Annotated in this window: 13 protein-coding genes and 1 tRNA gene; 6 read left to right on the top strand and 8 right to left on the bottom strand. The window is 71.7% G+C overall.

Annotated elements, in window-relative coordinates; all coding sequences use genetic code 11:
* Window positions 1-3 precede the first annotated feature (3 nt).
* The 7 genes from pgaD to CJ022_RS10500 all read right to left on the bottom strand — a co-directional run bounded on the left by pgaD (window position 4) and on the right by CJ022_RS10500 (window position 7,452).
* Window positions 4-450: a poly-beta-1,6-N-acetyl-D-glucosamine biosynthesis protein PgaD gene (gene pgaD / locus CJ022_RS10525; protein ID WP_101926592.1), complete on the bottom strand. Its 447-nt coding sequence runs from the start codon at window positions 448-450 to the stop codon at window positions 4-6.
* Entirely contained in the window at window positions 447-1,706 is a 1,260-nt protein-coding gene (gene pgaC / locus CJ022_RS10520) for a poly-beta-1,6-N-acetyl-D-glucosamine synthase (protein ID WP_101926591.1), read from the bottom strand. Before pgaC ends, pgaD begins: the two co-directional genes overlap by 4 nt.
* 2 nt (window positions 1,707-1,708) lie before the next feature.
* Window positions 1,709-3,604: a poly-beta-1,6-N-acetyl-D-glucosamine N-deacetylase PgaB gene (gene pgaB, locus CJ022_RS10515; RefSeq protein WP_101926590.1), complete on the bottom strand. Its 1,896-nt coding sequence runs from the start codon at window positions 3,602-3,604 to the stop codon at window positions 1,709-1,711.
* Window positions 3,601-5,691 carry a poly-beta-1,6 N-acetyl-D-glucosamine export porin PgaA gene (pgaA, locus tag CJ022_RS10510; protein WP_233198700.1) on the bottom strand — a complete coding sequence of 697 codons (2,091 nt, stop codon included), beginning with the start codon at window positions 5,689-5,691 and terminating at the stop codon, window positions 3,601-3,603. The genes pgaB and pgaA overlap by 4 nt, the downstream gene beginning before the upstream one ends.
* 66 nt (window positions 5,692-5,757) lie before the next feature.
* The gene (locus tag CJ022_RS17080) at window positions 5,758-5,928 is read right to left on the bottom strand and encodes a hypothetical protein (RefSeq protein WP_158238401.1); all 171 of its coding nucleotides are present in this window, start codon (window positions 5,926-5,928) and stop codon (window positions 5,758-5,760) included.
* 116 nt (window positions 5,929-6,044) lie between these two features.
* Window positions 6,045-7,274 (bottom strand): MFS transporter, encoded by a 1,230-nt coding sequence (locus CJ022_RS10505; protein ID WP_101926589.1) that lies wholly within the window; start codon window positions 7,272-7,274, stop codon window positions 6,045-6,047.
* 101 nt (window positions 7,275-7,375) lie between these two features.
* Window positions 7,376-7,452: transfer RNA gene (locus CJ022_RS10500), tRNA-Pro, on the bottom strand.
* Between the two features lie 167 nt (window positions 7,453-7,619).
* Between CJ022_RS10500 and cydD the strand changes: the two genes are divergently transcribed.
* The 5 genes from cydD to CJ022_RS10470 all read left to right on the top strand — a co-directional run bounded on the left by cydD (window position 7,620) and on the right by CJ022_RS10470 (window position 15,302).
* The gene (cydD, locus tag CJ022_RS10495; RefSeq protein ID WP_101926588.1) at window positions 7,620-9,332 is read left to right on the top strand and encodes a thiol reductant ABC exporter subunit CydD; all 1,713 of its coding nucleotides are present in this window, start codon (window positions 7,620-7,622) and stop codon (window positions 9,330-9,332) included.
* Window positions 9,329-11,011: a thiol reductant ABC exporter subunit CydC gene (cydC, locus tag CJ022_RS10490; protein ID WP_101926587.1), complete on the top strand. Its 1,683-nt coding sequence runs from the start codon at window positions 9,329-9,331 to the stop codon at window positions 11,009-11,011. The genes cydD and cydC overlap by 4 nt, the downstream gene beginning before the upstream one ends.
* A gap of 373 nt (window positions 11,012-11,384) precedes the next feature.
* Complete coding sequence (gene hisS, locus CJ022_RS10485; protein ID WP_101926586.1) at window positions 11,385-12,755, top strand: histidine--tRNA ligase; 1,371 nt, start codon at window positions 11,385-11,387, stop codon at window positions 12,753-12,755.
* Between the two features lie 265 nt (window positions 12,756-13,020).
* On the top strand, window positions 13,021-14,943 hold the full coding sequence (locus tag CJ022_RS10475; RefSeq protein ID WP_101926584.1) for an HAL/PAL/TAL family ammonia-lyase: 1,923 nt from the start codon (window positions 13,021-13,023) through the stop codon (window positions 14,941-14,943).
* The gene (locus CJ022_RS10470; protein ID WP_101926695.1) at window positions 14,940-15,302 is read left to right on the top strand and encodes a hypothetical protein; all 363 of its coding nucleotides are present in this window, start codon (window positions 14,940-14,942) and stop codon (window positions 15,300-15,302) included. Before CJ022_RS10475 ends, CJ022_RS10470 begins: the two co-directional genes overlap by 4 nt.
* 179 nt (window positions 15,303-15,481) lie before the next feature.
* Here the strand turns inward: CJ022_RS10470 and CJ022_RS10465 are convergent, their stop codons facing one another.
* Window positions 15,482-15,805: a tetratricopeptide repeat protein gene (locus tag CJ022_RS10465; RefSeq protein ID WP_101926583.1), complete on the bottom strand. Its 324-nt coding sequence runs from the start codon at window positions 15,803-15,805 to the stop codon at window positions 15,482-15,484.
* A gap of 268 nt (window positions 15,806-16,073) precedes the next feature.
* On the opposite strand from CJ022_RS10465, the gene CJ022_RS10460 reads away from it, so the two are divergent.
* Window positions 16,074-16,412 carry a YerC/YecD family TrpR-related protein gene (locus tag CJ022_RS10460; protein ID WP_101926582.1) on the top strand — a complete coding sequence of 113 codons (339 nt, stop codon included), beginning with the start codon at window positions 16,074-16,076 and terminating at the stop codon, window positions 16,410-16,412.
* Window positions 16,413-16,414: the final 2 nt, after the last annotated feature.

The raw sequence follows: 16,414 nt of genomic DNA, 5'->3' as shown, positions 1-16,414 counted from the left end.
CGCTCACATTTCGCCGGGACGGGTCGCCGCGATCGGCCGTGCATCCTCGTCGACCGACACGGTGACGATCCGCGCGCCGCGCAGCTTGCCGGCCAGCAGCGCCGTGGCGCCGAGCGCGGTGCGGACGGCGTCGTCGTCGATGTCGGGGCGATGGCCGCGGCGGTCGCGCTTGCCGAAGCGCGCGCGGTTGTACTCGGCCCAGGCGATCAACAGGATGGCGCAGCCCACGGCGATGATCGGCAGTGCCAGCAGCAGGAAGGGATCGATGACGTTGTGGGTCATGTACAGCTGCACGTACGCGGTGCGCACGCCGAGGAACCACGCCAGCAGCGTGATCAGCGGCACCCACAGCCAGGCGTACAGGCCCCACGCGGCGGCGGTGAGCATGCTCGCCGCGGTGCGGCGGCCGCGGCTGCGCTCGCGGCTGTGGTCGATGATCGGCGGCGTCATGCGCGTGCTCCGCGGTCGGGACTGGTCCACACCGCGCGCCGGCGACGGCGCAGCACGGTGCGGGGGAAGGCGATGACCGCGGTCAGCATGCCGAGCATCCAGAACGCGATCGGGTACCAGATCACCCAGTAGAAATGCCGGGCCATCTTGCGTTCGTAGCGACGCTCGATCATCAGGCTGGTGGCGAACTGCAGCAGGCAGACCACCGCCAGCACCACGCCGTGCCAGCGCGGCAGGATGGTGTCGACGTGCAGCGACGGCGGCACGGTGACGAACAGGCCGACCAGCCACAGCAGCATGATCGTCAGCATCACGTAGGCCCAGGCCAGGCTCAGCAGGTATTCGAGCAGCACGCCCCACATGCGGCGCTTCTTCCACGCCAGCACGCCGCGGCCGTGGTTGAGCAGCACCTCGACGCCGCCGCAGGCCCAGCGCAGGCGCTGCGACCACAGGCCGCGGATGGTCTCGGGCATCAGGATCCAGCACAGCGCGTTGGGTTCGTAGCGGATGTCCCAGTGCGCCATCTGCAGGCGCCAGGAAATGTCGATGTCCTCGGTGACCATCGTGTCGGACCAGTAGCCGACATCGTGCAGCGCGGTGCGGCGGAATGCGCAGATCACCCCGGACACGGTGAACAGCCGGCCGTAGGTGCGCTGCGCGCGCTTGATCAGGCCGATGATCGCGGAGAATTCGCCGATCTGCATGCGGCCCATCAGCGTGGTGCGGTTGCGCACGCGCGGGTTGCCGGTGACGGCGCCGACGCGCGGCCCGTCGATCAGGTGCCCGACCATCCAGCGCATCGCATGCGGTTCGAGCACCGCGTCGGCATCGACGCAGACCAGGTATTCCGACGTCGCCGCCAGCGTCGCGATCCGCAGCGCGTTGGCCTTGCCCTGGTTCTGCGCCAGGTGCACCACGCGCAGCCGCGGGTGGTCGGCGACCAGCGCGTCGAGGACTTCGGCGGTGCGGTCGGTGCTGCCGTCGTCGACGGCGACGATCTCGAAGTCGCCATAGACCTGGGACGACAGCGCGGCGATCGTCGTCGCGATGTGTTCCTCCTCGTTGAAGCACGGCACGAGGATCGACACGAACGGCATCGACGCCATCGGCGGCGGCGCATCGGGCAGTGGTTCCTTGCGTTCGCGGCGCAGGTAGTAATAGAGGCCGCCGGTCATCCACACGAACGCCATGACGATCGGATAGAAGAAGGCGAAGTTGAAGAGCCACGTCGTCAGCGGCAGCGTCGACCAGGTCATGCTCAACGCTCCAGGTACGGGAATTCACGCGCCGACATCGCATCGCGCGCATCGGGCAGGGCGGGATGGTCCCGCGGGAAATCGTCGGGGTAGTAGCCCAGGTGGCGCACGCCGGCGGCGCGCAGCATGCGGGCCTGCGCCCGCAGCGTCTCGCCGGGAATCGACGTGCCGTCGCGCCAGTCGACGGTCTGCAGTTCGAACAGCGTCTTCTCGAGGCCGCGCGGCGTCGCCGCGACCGCGTCGACGAGGTCGCGCATCCAGCGCGCCGGATCGGCGGCGCCTTCCAGTTGCGGCATCGCCATCAGCGCGGTGATGTCGTAGGCACGGTGGAACGCTTCGAGGTCCTGTGCGAACCAGGCTTCCGACGCGGGCTCGAGCACCGGCCGCGCGAACAGGTTGCGCGCCGTCACCAGCTTCGGGCGCCAGCGCTCGGCTTCCGCCTGCAGCGCGAGGGTGAAGTCGATCAGGCCGGCCGTGCGCTGCGCCGGGTCGCCATCGCCGTAGGCGGGCACCTCGTCGTCGCGCAGGTAGGCGTCGTCGTGGAACAGCAGGCCGTCGAAGTAGCTGTTCGCGGCGAGATCGGCGTAGAGCTCGCCGACGATCGCGCGGGTGCGTGGATCGCCGGGATTGAGTCGCGGGATCTCGGCCGGATTGCGCGCCGCGATCTGCAGCTCGCGCTGCAGGTCGGTGTCGGCGAGCTCGAAGCCGAGCACCGGCAGCCAGGCGAACACGCGCACCTGGGCGCGGGTGCGCAGCTGCCAGGCGACGCGGTTGAACAGGTCCGCGCGCATCGGCAGGTGGCGGTTCGGGAAGTACAGCGCTTCGGCGGCGCCGTCGCCGTCGGGATCGGCGAACGCCTGCAGGAACACATGGCTGGGGCCGATGTCCTGGATGCGCTGGACCAGCTGGTCGAGGTTGCGCGCCATCTGCGCGGCGTCCGCGTCGTACACGTAGTCCAGGTCCACCTGGATCGCGCGCACGCCGTCCAGCGACAGGTCGCGGCGCAGCTCGCCGGCCAGGTCGCGCACGTCCGGGTTGCGATGGATGAGCAGGCGCCCGAGGCTGCCGAGCGCGTTCTGGTCGGCGCTGTCCTCGCCCTGCTGGCCGAGATCGGCCTCCTGCGAGCGGCCCTCGAGATCGAACGACAGGACCATGCCCATGTCGCCGGCGATCGCGTTGGTCACGCCGTTGTAGGCCGCATAGGGCCAGACGATGACGCGCGGTGCGCGGTCGAGATGGCGCGCGAGCGCATCGCGGCTGGTCTGCAGGTCGGCCGCGATCCGCGCGCGGTAGGCGGCCTCGGTTTCGTAACCGGTCGCCGCATCCCAGATGCGCGTGACCGCGGCCGGCGTCTGGTTGCCGAAGGGATTGCCCGGCACGCCGCGGTGTAGATCGTGGCTGTGCGACCCGACCTCGACCAGCCCGCTGTCCTGCATCTCGCGTAGCTGGTCCCAGGTCAGGAAGTCGTCTCGGGTGAAGTCGCGCGGCCCGTAGGGCACCACACCGTCCGCGGGCAGGTCCATCCAGCCGGTGACCGGCGCGACCAGCGCCGGATAGCCGTAGGCGCGCAGCAGCGGGAACGCATGCGTGTAGACGCTGCGCAGGCCGTCGTCGAAGGTCAGCAGCACCGCCTTGTCGGGCAGCGGCGCGCCGCCGGCGCGGGCGTCGAGCACTGCCTGCACGCTGACCGGTCGGTAGTCGTGCGCATGCAACCAGTCGAGGTGCTGGGCGAAGTTGGTCGTCGAGACCGCGTAGGCATCGGGATCGCCCTTCGCGGCGACGTCGTCGCGGATGTCGTGGTAGCTCAGGACCAGCAGCGATGCCTGCGCGGCGGGCGCGAGCAGCCCCAGCGCCAGCAGCAGGGCCAGCATCCAGGGCCGCGATCGGATCGGATTCATCGTGCACCTCCCCAGCGCAGTTCGACATCGAAGGCGATGCGTTGCTCGCGTGCGCCGTCGTAGACCGGGCGCGACCAGGCGACGCCGTATTCGAGTTCGTGGCCGTCGCGGCGCCACAGATGGCGATACCCCAGCGACGGCACCCAGTGCATCGCCTGGCCGCGCTGCCAGTACGGACCGGCGGCGATCTGGACCCGCTGCTGGAACGCGGTCTCGTAGCGACGCCAGGTGATGTGGTCGGCGCGCAGGCCGAGCGTCGCCGACGCGTCGCGTTCGGGATTGAAATACGCCGTCCGGTCGCCCTGCGAGGCGCGGCCTGCGTACACCGATGCCAGCCCGTCGATCATCAGGTGCGGCCGGCTGAGCAGGCGGCGCGTCGCATCGATGCCGAGCTGGTCGCGGCGGTTGCCGTCCTCGTAGCGCAGCCGTGCGACGCGCGCGTCGATGCCGACGGTGTCGCTCGGCGTCCACGCGGCCGACAGCGTCAGGCTGTCGGCGGTGATGCCGAGCCGGCGTGCCTGCAGCGACGCCTGTGGATCGAGGCGCGCGACCGCCGCGCCGATGCGCCAGGCGTCGGAGGCGCGCCAGTCGCCAGCGACGGTCCACGCGATCGCGCCCCGGTCGTCGGCATCGCTGACGCGTGAGACGGTCGCCGATGCGCCGAGCCGGTCGTGACGGTAATAGCCGCCGACGCCGACGCTGCGATAGCGGGTGCGCGCGGCCTGGGTGTCGGCGCCGAAATCCGCCCAGGTGTCCTGTGCCAGCACGCCGACGCGCCAGCGGTCGTCGAGCAGCGGCGACCGCACGTCGAGCGCATAGCCGCCATCGCGGCTGCCGAACGGCGACTGCGGGCTGCCGCCATCGCGCGCCCGGCTGCGCCCGCGGTTCGCCGACAGCGTGGCCTGCACGCCGCGGTGGCGGTCGAGCGCGTCTTCGATGCGCACGAGGCGCGGATCGTCGGGGTAGGTCGCATCGAGCACGGCGTAGGCATCGCGTGCGGCGTCGATGCGATCGAGCGCGGTCAACGCGCCGACCCGGCCGGCGAGCGCGTCGCGATCCTGCGGATCCGCGGTCAACGCCATTCCGTAGCGCTCCAGCGCGGCCGCGGGCCGGCGACGCCGCGCTTCCACCGCGCCGATCGCCGCCTGCAGGCCCGGGTTCGCCGGCCCGATGTGGCCCAGCGCCTGCAGCATCGCCTCGGCGCGGGCCTGGTCGTTGGCGTAGGAGTGCGCGAGCGCCAGATTCACGTCGGCGCTGTAGCGGTCCCAGTTCTCGTAACCGGTGCGGGCACCGGGCTGGCGCGGCCACGCCGGCTGCGACGCCGCCAGCGATTCGAACAGCGGCATCGCGAGGTCGAACCGCTCCTGCTCCATCCAGGCGTAGGCCAGCAGGATCCGCGCGTTGACGTCGTCGGGCTGGTGTTCGACCGCGGCCTCGAGCACCCGCGACGCGTCTTCCGGGCGGCGCAGCGCGAGCAGCGAATCGCCGACCGTGCCGAGGGCGTAGGCAGGCACGTCGATGCCCTCGGCCAGCAGTGCGTCGTAGCCGTCGACGACCTCCTGGTGGCGCTGCAGTCGGTTGAGCGCCGACAGTGCGTCGACCCGCAGGCGGGTGCGTTCCCAGTTGGTCTGGCGCGGCGACTCGCGCTGCAGGGTGCGCAGGGCCTCGAGCGCGGCCTCGGCTTCGTCGAGGCGCTGGGCCGGGGTTTCGGGTTCGACCCGACCCCAGCCGATCTGGCGGGCGATCGCGTCGCCCTCGATGCGTTCGATCTGGTGGGTCGCGAACAGATCCGGGCGCGCGGCGACGGCCTCCGCGGCGAGCATCGAGCTGCCGAGATCGGCCAGCGTCAGCGCGCGTAGGCGGTAGGCGTCGTCGTCGCCGGAGTCACGGGCGAGCCGCTGTTCCAGAGCCTGCAACGCGGCGGCATCGCGAATCGTGCGCGGCGCAGGTGGCGCCGCGTCGGACGCGGGCGTCTCAGCGGAATCGACGGGGCGCGTCTGCGCCGCGACGGGGGCGCACAGCACGGCGAGCAGGGACAAGGTCAGCGCATGCGTGCGCGGGCCGGCACAACAGGAGGAATAGGGCACGTAGGTCAGGCATCGAAAGAAGGGATGGAGCTGCGTCGAGGCCCGGAACGTGACACACGTCGCAAATCAGCGCGCGATGCTGCCGAAGCGGATGTCAATGCGAGGTCGCGATCGGCGCCCTTGTGAGCGCGTGAACCGGCCGATGGCGTGCTCGCCACCTGCTGGCGTGGGGGTGCGGGCCGCTGCGGCGGCGTTCGCAGCGTCGATGCCGCCCTTGGCGCGCATCTGCCCGAACATGAATGCCTGTTTCGATTCGGGCCGTCCGATCCTGCGTGCGCGCGGTTCCGCGGGGCGAGCGCGGCCGGAACCGCCGATCGGCCCGGATCCGCCCGGCAGGGCCGGCGCCGCAATCCCTACCAGGTGTCTTCCAGCCAGCGCGGCCGGCAGGCGAGCCACCCGCCGGCCAGCAGCACCGCGACGGCGACGACCAGCATCGCGAACGGCCAGTCCCAGCCGCCGCTGAGGTCGTGCAGCACGCCGAACAGCAGCGGGCCGAGGCAGCTGATCGCATAGCCCACGCCCTGCATGAAGCCCGACAGCGCCGCCGAGCCCGCGGGCGTGCGCGTGCGCAGGTTGATCATCGTCAGCGTCAGCGGGAACGTGCTCGGCCCCAGGCCCAGCAGCACGACCCACAGCACCGGCGCGGCCATCGGCGCGAGCAGCAGACCCGTGAAGGCGGTCAGGTGGCAGGCCGCGCAGGCCAGCACCAGCGGAAACGGATTGGCGATGCGGACCGCGAGTGCCGGCATGCCCAGCGCGCCGATCAGGCCGAGGGTCGAGAACAGCGCGACCATCGCACCACCGAACGCGGGCGTCGCGCCGGCTTCGGTCAGCAGCGTCGGCAGCCAGGTGAACATCGCGTAGGTGATCAGCGAGGTCATGCCGAACATCAGCGCCAGGCCCCAGGCGACCGGCGAGATCCAGACCCGGCCACGCACCACCGGCGCAGCGGGCGCGACATCGTCCCCCGGCGACGTCGCCGACCCGCGACGCGCGCGCAGCAGCAACCACAGCCAGGGCAACGCGGCGGCAATCGCGGTCAGCGACCAGACGCCGAGCGCCACGCGCCAGCCCGCCGAGCCAGCGAGCGGTACGGCGAGCAGCGCGGGCAGCATCGTGCCCAGCTGCAGCACGGTGATGTAGAGCGTGCTGATCGCACCGACCCGCCCGGGGAAATAGCGTTTGACCAGCGGCGGCAGCACCACGTTGCCGATGCCCATGCCGGCCAGTGCGACGCCCGACCCGAACATCAGCACGGCGACGCCGTCCGCGCTCGAGCGCAGCAGCAGGCCTGCCGCGGCCAGCGCCATCGCCAGCAGCGCGGTGCGTTCCAGACCGATGCGCCGGCCCAGCGCCGGCGTCGACACGCCGAACAGCGCGAACGCCGCGGTCGGCAGCATCCCCAGCACCCCGGCGGTCGCGGACCCGAAGCCGAACGTCGCGCCGAGCACGTCGAGCAGCGGCGTCAACGACGTCACCGCGGTGCGCAGGTTGAACGCCGACAACGCGATGCCCAGCAGCACCAGCACGCGCACGTGGCGCGGGAACGGAGAAGAAGGAGACGGAACGACGGACGACGACATCGCGATGGCGCACCAGCCAGTGCCGCGGAACGGGCACGGCGGACCAAAGAAAAAACCGGCCGTTGGGCCGGTTTTCGACTTCACGCACTGCAATTGCAGAGTGGTCGGGGAGACAGGATTCGAACCTGCGACCTCTACGTCCCGAACGTAGCGCTCTACCAGACTGAGCTACACCCCGACAGGTGAGCCGCGCATTCTACTGGTGCCCTCGCGGACGGGCAAGCATCCCGACGCATAAATTTTCGCGGCGGCGGAATCCGCCTGCATGCCGCCGTCGCTTGCGATAATGCCCGGCGGCGTCGCACGCATCGCGCCGCTTCCTTTCCGCCAGGCCACCCACGTCGCATGACCCAGCCGCCGCCAGCCGTGGACCAGACCGGTCCGCAGCGACGACACCACACGCGCTGGCTCGACGCGCAACTGCAGCCGTTCCGCGCGCGGCATCGCGTCGCGCAGGCGTGCACGGTGGCGGCGGGCCTGTTGTGGATTCCGCAGGCGGGTGCGATCGCCTGGTTGCTCGATGCGCTGCTGGTCGCGGGCGCGACGTGGCATGCGCCGGGTCCGCGCGGTGCCCTGCTGCTGCTCGGGGTGACGCTGCTGGTGCGCGTCGCACTCGGCTGGCTGGCGCAGCGCGCGGCCGCCGACGCCGCCGAGGCCACGCTCGCCCGCCTGCGCAGCGATCTGGCCCGCGCCGCGCTCGCGCGTGGGCCGCTGTGGCTACGCGGACAGCGCAGCGGCGGCCTTGTCGCCTTGTCGACCAGCCATGTCGATGCGGCCGGCGCGTACTACAGCGGCTTCCTGCTGGCGCGGGCGGAAGTGATGCTGGTGCCGGCCGCGATCCTGGTCGCGGTGTTCGCCGTCGACTGGGTCGTCGGCCTGGTGCTGCTGCTGACCGCGCCGCTGGCGCCGGTGTTCATGATGCTGATCGGCATGGGCGCCGAGACCGCCGGGCGTCGCCAGCTCGCCGCGTTGGCACGCGCGGGGGCGCACTTCACCGATCGCCTGCGCGGGCTGGACCTGATCCGCGTCTACGGGCGCGGCGACGCCGAACTGGCGCAGGTCACCGAGGCCGCCGACACGATCCGCGACCGCAGCCTCAAGGTGCTGCGCATCGCCTTCCTGTCGTCGGCGGTGCTGGAGTTCTTCGCTTCGGTCAGCGTCGCCATCGTCGCGATGTATTTCGGCTTCACCTACCTGGGGATGATCGACCTGCGCGGCGTGCCGTTCTCGCTCGCGACCGGCCTGTTCTGCCTGCTGCTGGCGCCGGAGTTCTACGCGCCGATGCGCCGTCTGGCCGCGCATTACCACGACCGCGCGAACGCGCTGGCCGCGGCGGCGGAGATCGAAGCGGCGCTCGACGGCCTGCCGGACACGGTGGCGGTCCGCATGGTCGAAGACGAGGCCGCGGAACCGGACGCGCGCGCCGCCAGCGTCACGCTCGACGACGTGACGCTGCGCTACCCCGGTGCTCGCGAGCCGGTGCTGTCCGGCCTCCGCCTGCAGATTCCCGCCGGCCAGCGCCTGGCGATCGTGGGCCCCAGTGGCGCCGGCAAAAGCACGCTGCTCGACGCGATGGCCGGCTGGCTCGCGCCGCAAGCGGGCACGCTGTCGATTCCGCCAGGTGCCCGCATCGCCGCGGCCGGCCAGCGTCCGTGGCTGTTCCAGGGCAGTCTCCTCGACAATCTGCGCATCGCCGATCCCGGCGCCAGCGACGCGCGCCTGCGCGAGATCGCCGACGTCGCGCAGATCACGGCCTTCGCCGCGCGTCTTCCCGAGGGGCTGGACACGCAGATCGGCGAGCGGGGCTTCGGTCTGTCCGGCGGCGAGGCGCGGCGCGTGGCGCTGGCCCGCGCGCTGCTGCGGCGGCCGGACCTGTTGCTGCTCGACGAGCCCACCGCCTTCCTCGATCCCGGCACCGAGGCCGCATTGCTGGCGGCGCTCGCGAACTTCCTGCCCGATTGCACCGTCGTCGTCGCCACGCATAGCCCGGCCGTGATGGCCTGGGCGGATGCGGTCTGGACCGTGCCGACGTCGCCGGGGCCGGAGGACGCCGCATGAACTTGCCGGCGGATCGCATCACCAGCACGCGCGCGCTGCTGCGCCGGCATCGCGGCCGGGTCGCGCTCGCCGTCGGCCTGCTGCTGGTGACGATGGCCGCGGGCCTGGGCCTGCTCGGCGTGTCGGGCGGCTTTCTCACGGCCGCGGCGCTGACCTTCGGCACGCTCGGCACGTTCAATTTCTTCACGCCGTCGGCCGGCATCCGCGGACTGACGCTGGCGCGCATCGTGTCGCGCTATCTGGAGAAGCTCGCCGGCCACGACACCATGCTGCGGATCGCGCGCGACCTGCGCACGTGGTTCTTCGCGCGCGCGTTGCGGCTCAGTCCCGGCCAGCTCGGCCGCCTGCGCACCGGCGATCTGCTGGCGCGACTGACCGGCGACATCGATGCCGTCGACGGCCTGCTGCTGCGCGCGACCGGGCCGCTGTTCGCGCTGATCGGCATCGGTGTGGTCGCGGTCGGCGCGGCGGTCTGGCTGCATCCGCCGACCGGGTCGTTCCTGGCCCTGGTCGGCATCGCCGCGGCCATCGCCGTGTCCTGGGTCGTCGCCCGCGGCCGCGCGGCGGCGGAGCATGCCCGCACGCAGCAGCGCGCCCAGCTGCGCGCGCGCCTGCACGAACTCTATGAAGGCCAGGCCGACCTGGTCGCGCTGGGCGCGGCGGGCGCGTGGCTCGACGCCGTCGCCGGCGACAGCCGCGTGCTGGGCGAGGCCGATCGTGTGCGTCGCCGCCAGCTGGCCGATGGCCAGGCCGTGCACGGCATCATCGCGGCCTGCGGCCTGCTCGGTGTGCTGTGGATCGCCGCCGGTGCCACCGCGGCCGGCACGCTGTCGGGTCCGCGCGCCGCCGCGCTGTTCTTCATGACCGTCGGACTGCTGGAACTGTGGGCCGCGGCCGGGCTCGCGTGGCAGGCGCTGCTGTCGGCGCGTGCGTCGATCGCGCGGCTCGACGCCGTCGCCGGCACCGAGCCGTCGGTGCGCGATCCCGACGCACCGGTCGCGGCACCGGCGCATGGCGACCTGGTGTTCGACGGCGTCGGCTTCGGCTGGGCCGACGGCGGCCGCACGTTGCTCGACGGGCTCGATTTCAGCCTCGCCGCCGGCGAACGCGTCGCGATCAGCGGCGACAGCGGCGCCGGCAAGTCCACGCTGTCGGCCCTGCTGTTGCGCAGCGCCGATCCGCGCGCGGGCGCGGTGACGTTCGGCGGCGTCGCGTTGCGGGCGATGCGCCAGCAGGACTGGCACGCGCGGATCGGCTGGTTGCCGCAGAACGCGCCGGTGTTCGCCGGCAGCGTGCGCGATAACCTCGCGTTCGGCGCGGCGGAGGCGGACGACGCCGCGCTGTGGGCGATGCTCGCGCGCGTGCGACTGAAGGGCTGGGCGGAGCGTATCGGCGGCCTGGAGGCCTGGGTCGGCGAGAACGGCGCGACGATGTCGGCCGGCCAGGCGCGCCGCCTGGCGTTGGCACGCGCGCTGCTGCGCGATGCGCCGCTGATCGTGCTCGACGAACCGACCGAAGGTCTGGACCACGACACTGCCGACGTCCTGTTGCGCGATCTGCCCGCGCTGCTCGACGGGCGCAGCCTGCTGCTGATCACCCACGGCGTGCTGCCGCCCGGCCTGGTGCATCGCCATCTGTGGTTGCGCGACGGGCGCCTGCACGCTGCGCCGCCGGGGTAGGACACGCCTGCGCGCGACGCTTTCCTACCGTGGATCTCGGGATTTTCTGTTGATTTCCAGACCGACCGGTCTCGAGAGCTGCGGGTCTGCACACATCGCGCGCGAGCGCGCTCCTGCAGGGCATCGGCGTGGCGCTTTTCGATCACCGTTCGAACGCGGGGTGCATCGGGGTCGCGCACCGCTGCGCTGACTGCTCGGGAGGCCTGCGTTCTCGTCGCCACGCACCGCCAGCGCCCCGTCGAGACGCGCGCTCGCCTCCCGTCCGGTCGCCTGGGTGCGGTCATCCCGCGTTGCGCAGCCGCCGCATCGGGACAGGGGTAGGGCGGCACACTAGAATGGCGGTCCCCAACCGCATCACCGAAGAGCCCGCCGCATGATCAAGCCCCGGACCCCGCCCGGCGTCATGGAACTGTTGCCCCGCGACCAGATCGCGTTCCAGCGCATGCTGGACACGATCCGCCGCACCTTCGAGGGCTTCGGCTTCCTGCCGATCGAGACGCCGGTGTTCGAGCTGTCGGACACGCTGCTGACCAAATCCGGCGGCGAGACCGAGCGGCAGGTGTACTTCGTGCAGTCGACCGGCGCGCTCGAGAAAGCCTCGGACGGCCTGCCGGAACTCGCGCTGCGCTTCGACCTCACCGTGCCGCTGGCGCGCTACGTCGCCGAGCACGAGCACGAGCTCGCGTTCCCGTTCCGCCGCTACCAGATGCAGCGCGTCTACCGCGGCGAACGCGCGCAGCGCGGCCGCTTCCGCGAGTTCTACCAGTGCGACATCGACGTCATCGGCAAGGACGCGCTGTCGCCGCGGTACGACGCCGAAGTGCCGGCGGTGATCAGCGCGGTCTTCGCCGCACTCGACATCGGCGAGTTCACGATCCAGCTCAACCATCGCAAGCTGCTGCGCGGCTACTTCGAAGGGCAGGGCATCGACGACACGCGCCAGATGACCGTGCTGCGCGAGATCGACAAGCTCGACAAGCGCGGCGAGGACGCGGTGCGCGCGACGCTGACCGGCGAGGACTTCGGCCTGAGCGACGAAGTCGCCGAGCGCCTGCTGGCGTTCTCGCGCGTGCGCTCGATCGGCCACGACGATGCGCTGTCGAAGCTCGACGCGCTCGGCGCCGGCACAGAGCTGTTCGAAGAGGGCCGCAACGAACTGCGCGACCTGCTCCACCAGCTGCGCGCGCTCGGCGTGCCGGAATCGCGCTACGCACTGAATCTCTCGATCGCGCGTGGTCTCGACTACTACACCGGCATGGTCTACGAGACGATCCTCGATGCGCATCCGCAGATCGGTTCGATCTGTTCGGGCGGCCGCTACGACAACCTCGCCAGCCACTACACCAAGTCCAAGCTGCCGGGCGTCGGCATCTCGATCGGCCTGACGCGGCTGTTCTGGCAGCTGCGCGAAGCCGGCCTGGTCGCGACCGCCGACAGCTCGGTCGACGTGCTGGTCACGCTGTTCGACGATGCCGGCCTGCCGCATGCGCTGGCGCTGTCGCAGCAGCTGCGCGCCGGCGGCCTCAACGTCGAGACCCAGCTCGAGCCGCGCAAGCTCGCCAAGCAGATGCAGTACGCCGATCGCGCCGGCATCCGCTTCGTCGTGATCCGCGGCGAGGACGAAGCCGCGAAGGGCGTCGTCGCGGTCAAGGACCTGCGCCGCGGCGAACAGTTCGAGGTCGCCGACGACGATCTCGCGCGCACCCTGCGCGTCGAACGCGAGCAGTGGCAGGCGATGCGGTGAGTACTCGGCCGCTCGCCATGGCGGCCATCGCATTGCCGGTCGCGGAGGCGGTCGGCGCCCGTGTCCAGCCCGGCGCCTCGCCTCACCGCGTGCAGTCCGCGCGCGTGACGCGTCTGGCCGGGCCGCCGTCGCGCTGCGGCCCGATCGCCGCCGCCCCGTCCGATCCCATATTCGTGGCGCGCCGCGCGCCGTCCCGCCACCGGTCCGTCGCAGCCACGCCGTCCTGCCGCGTGCGCCCGCCCATGACCTGCCAGGAGTCCACCCGATGAAACCGATTCTCCTCGATGGCCAGTCGCTGACGCGGCTGCAGCTGGTCGCGGTCGCCAATGGCGCCCAGGTCGCGCTCGACGAGACCGCGCTGCAGCGCGTCGCGCGCGCGGCCGAATTCCTCGCCGAGCAGGTGCGTCGCGAGGAGCCGATCTATGGCGTCTCGACCGGGTTCGGCAGCAATGCCGACCGCCTGCTGGGGGCGCATCCGCTGCGCGACGAACTGCCGGGCGCGCGTCCGTCGGGACGTTCGCTGCACGAGGAGCTGCAGGTCAACCTGATCGTGACCCACGCGGTCTGCGTCGGCGAGCCGCTGGCCGCGGACGTGGTGCGGGCAATGCTGTGCATCCGCATCAACACGCTGCTGAAGGGCCATTCCGGCATCCGCGTGCAGACGCTGCAGGCGCTGACCGACCTGCTGAACTCGGGCATCGTGCCGGTGGTGCCGGCGCTGGGTTCGGTCGGCGCATCGGGCGATCTGGCGCCGCTGTCGCACCTGGCGATCGTGCTGCTCGGCGGCGGTGAGGCCTTCGTCGACGGCCGCCGGATGCCGGGCGCCGACGCGCTGGCCCGGGCCGGGCTCACGGCGGTCTCGCTGTCGTACAAGGAGGGCCTGGCGCTGAACAACGGCACCGCCCAGATGCTGGCGACGGGCGTGCTGGCGCTGCACCGGCTCGACGCGCTGCTCGACACCGCCGACCTCGCCGCGGCGATGACCATCGATGCCTTCGCCGGACGGCTGGGTGCGTTCGACGAAGCCGTGCACGACCTGCGGCCGCATCCGGGCCAGGTGCAGGTCGCCGCGCATCTGCGCGAACTGCTCGCCGGCTCCACGCTGGCCGACATTCCCTATCACCTCGTACCGCGGTTCCGGCCCTGGCTGCCGTCGAGCTGGGACACCGCCGAATCGCAGGCGCTGCGCTTCGACATCGGCTGGGATTGGGTGCCGAGTGACCAGCGCCACGGCCGCGAAAAGTTCTACCAGCGCTTCAAACCCTTCCGCGGCGGCAAGAAGCACCAGCCGCAGGACAGCTACTCGCTGCGCTGCATCCCGCAGGTGCATGGCGCCGTGCGCGATGCGGTGGAGCAGGCCAAGCGCGTGTTCGAGATCGAGCTCAATGCCGTGACCGACAACCCGCTGGTCTTCCCCGACCGCGAGGCCGAGCACGTCGAGGAGCAGGTCATCTCCGCCGGCCATTTCCACGGCATGCCGCTGGCGCTGGCGATGAGCTACGTCAAGGCGGCGATCCCGGTGCTGGCCTCGATCTCCGAGCGGCGCCTCAACAAGCTGGTCGATCCGGCGACCAGCGACGGCCTGCCGGGCTTCCTGATCGGCAACGAGGACGCGACCGAATCGGGTTACATGATCGTGCAGTACACCGCCGCGGCGATCGTCAACGATCTCGCCACGCGCGCGCATCCGGCCAGCGTCTATTCGATTCCGACCAGCGCGAATGCGGAGGACCACGTGTCGATGGGCACCAACGAGGCGCGCCACGTGCTGTCGATGGTCGACGACGTCGGCAAGGTGCTGGCGCTGGAGATCTACACCGCCGCGCAGGCGCTGGACCTGCGCACGGACATGATCAACGCCGCGCGCGATCTCGCGCGGCGCGGCGATGCCGAAGCGCTGGCGGCGAAGGTGCAGGGCGGGCCGGCGTCGGACCGCCCGACCCGCGGCGCCTTCGTCGACGAGGTCGAAGCCCTGCGTGCGGAGCTGGCGCAGGCCGAGGCCTTCCATCCCGGCACGATCGTCGCCGCCGCGCACGCCCGCGTGCGTGAGGCGATTCCGTTTCTCGATCGCGATCGCGCGCTGGACGGCGAAGTGGCCGCCGCCGTGAAGCTCGTCGCCGACGGCGCGCTGCTCGGCGTGTTGCCGCGCTGGCAATGCGTCGACGCGCCGCCGCGGACGGCCGCATGAACCTGCCGCTGCACTTCGGCCTGCTGGGCGTGCTGGAAGCGGCGATGATCGCGCTGCTGGTCGGTGCGCTCTGCTACCTGCTGTTCCACTGGATCGGCGCGCGCAACCGCTGGGCACACGGCCCCGCGCTGGGCTGGGGCTGTCTGTCGGCACTGGTGGTGGCGACCGGCATCGATGCCTGGCACCTGTTCTACATGGGCGTGGTCAAGCTGGAATCGCCGGTCTACGCGCGTATCGCGTTGGCCAAGATCCACGATCCCGATTTCCTCGGCATGCGCGTCTTCATGTCGGCGACGGCCGCGCTGTGCGGCGTGGCGCTCGCGTGGATGGCGATGCAGGCGCGCCGCCGCACGGCGTGATCTGTTCGCGGTGCGCGACGCCTTCTGCAGGCGCGCGCTCGCGCGACGGAACGCGAGGGGCCGCCGCATCGCGCGCCAGCGCGCGCCGGCATGTCCTGCGGCGATTCGAAAACCGATGCGTGCGGCATGCCGCCGTACAGGCCCGGTCCCCGTCGAGGCGAACCGTGCTGCAGTCGCGATTACGGACCCGCCGCGCTGTCGCGCGTCAGCCTGCGCAGGAACACCGCCATCTCCTTCGCCGACTGCACGTCGCCGGCGCGCGTGGCCGCATCGATGCCGTGCGTCCAGGCCTCCGCCGCGGCGTCGACCTGCGACTGCGCGAGCAGGGCCTTGCCCAGCAGTTTCCACGCAGCCGAGTAGTCGGGCTGGTGCGCGACGGCCCGCTGCAGATGCGGAATCGCGGCGGCGGCATCGCCCGTTTGCAGGCAGGCATTTCCGAGCCCGAACCGCAGCAGCGCATCGTCGCGGCCGGCCGCCAGCATCGCTTCGAGTCGTGTACGCATGGGGCACCGGGTCCGGGATGGAGGGGCGAGGGTAGCGGACGTGCTGGCGGGCGGTCGCGGATAGGGTCGTCTCGCAAGCGCCTCGCCACCCGGAACGGCAACCGGGGCGTCCGCGCGCCGGGCGTCGCGATCGCGTCCGCTCCGTGTCGCGCCTGCCGCGAGCCCGCATCACTCGATCGTTCATCCCAAGGCTTGACCGGGCCGGCTCCGGGGCGTAGCGTATTAACGCGTTAATACATTGAAACACCGACCCCTGCTTCGAGCCCCGATGAAACAGCGCACCGAACCCCTGCCGGACCGTGATGCCAGTGCCTCCCTGCGGGCGCTGGCGGACGCGTTCGCGGGACTGCGCACGGCTGACGACGCGGTGCGGTTTCTCGAAGACCTGTGCACGCCGGCCGAACTCGAAGCGCTGGTCGACCGCTGGCGCGTGGTGCCGTTGCTGCAGCAGGGCGTCCCCTATCGCGAAATCCACGACCGCACCGGCGTCAGCGTCACGACGATCGGTCGCGTCGCCCGCACGCTCGATCGCGGCGCTGGCGGTTACGCCATCGCCGCCGCGTCCCTGGCCGGTTCCCCGGCGGCGCGCTCCCCCGATTCCCATTGAGG

This window comes from Luteimonas rhizosphaerae, assembly GCF_002849595.1.
Classification (GTDB): domain Bacteria; phylum Pseudomonadota; class Gammaproteobacteria; order Xanthomonadales; family Xanthomonadaceae; genus Luteimonas; species Luteimonas cellulosilyticus.
The sequence above is the reverse complement of the archived record's forward strand: the minus strand, read 5'-3'. Positions and strand labels throughout refer to the sequence as shown.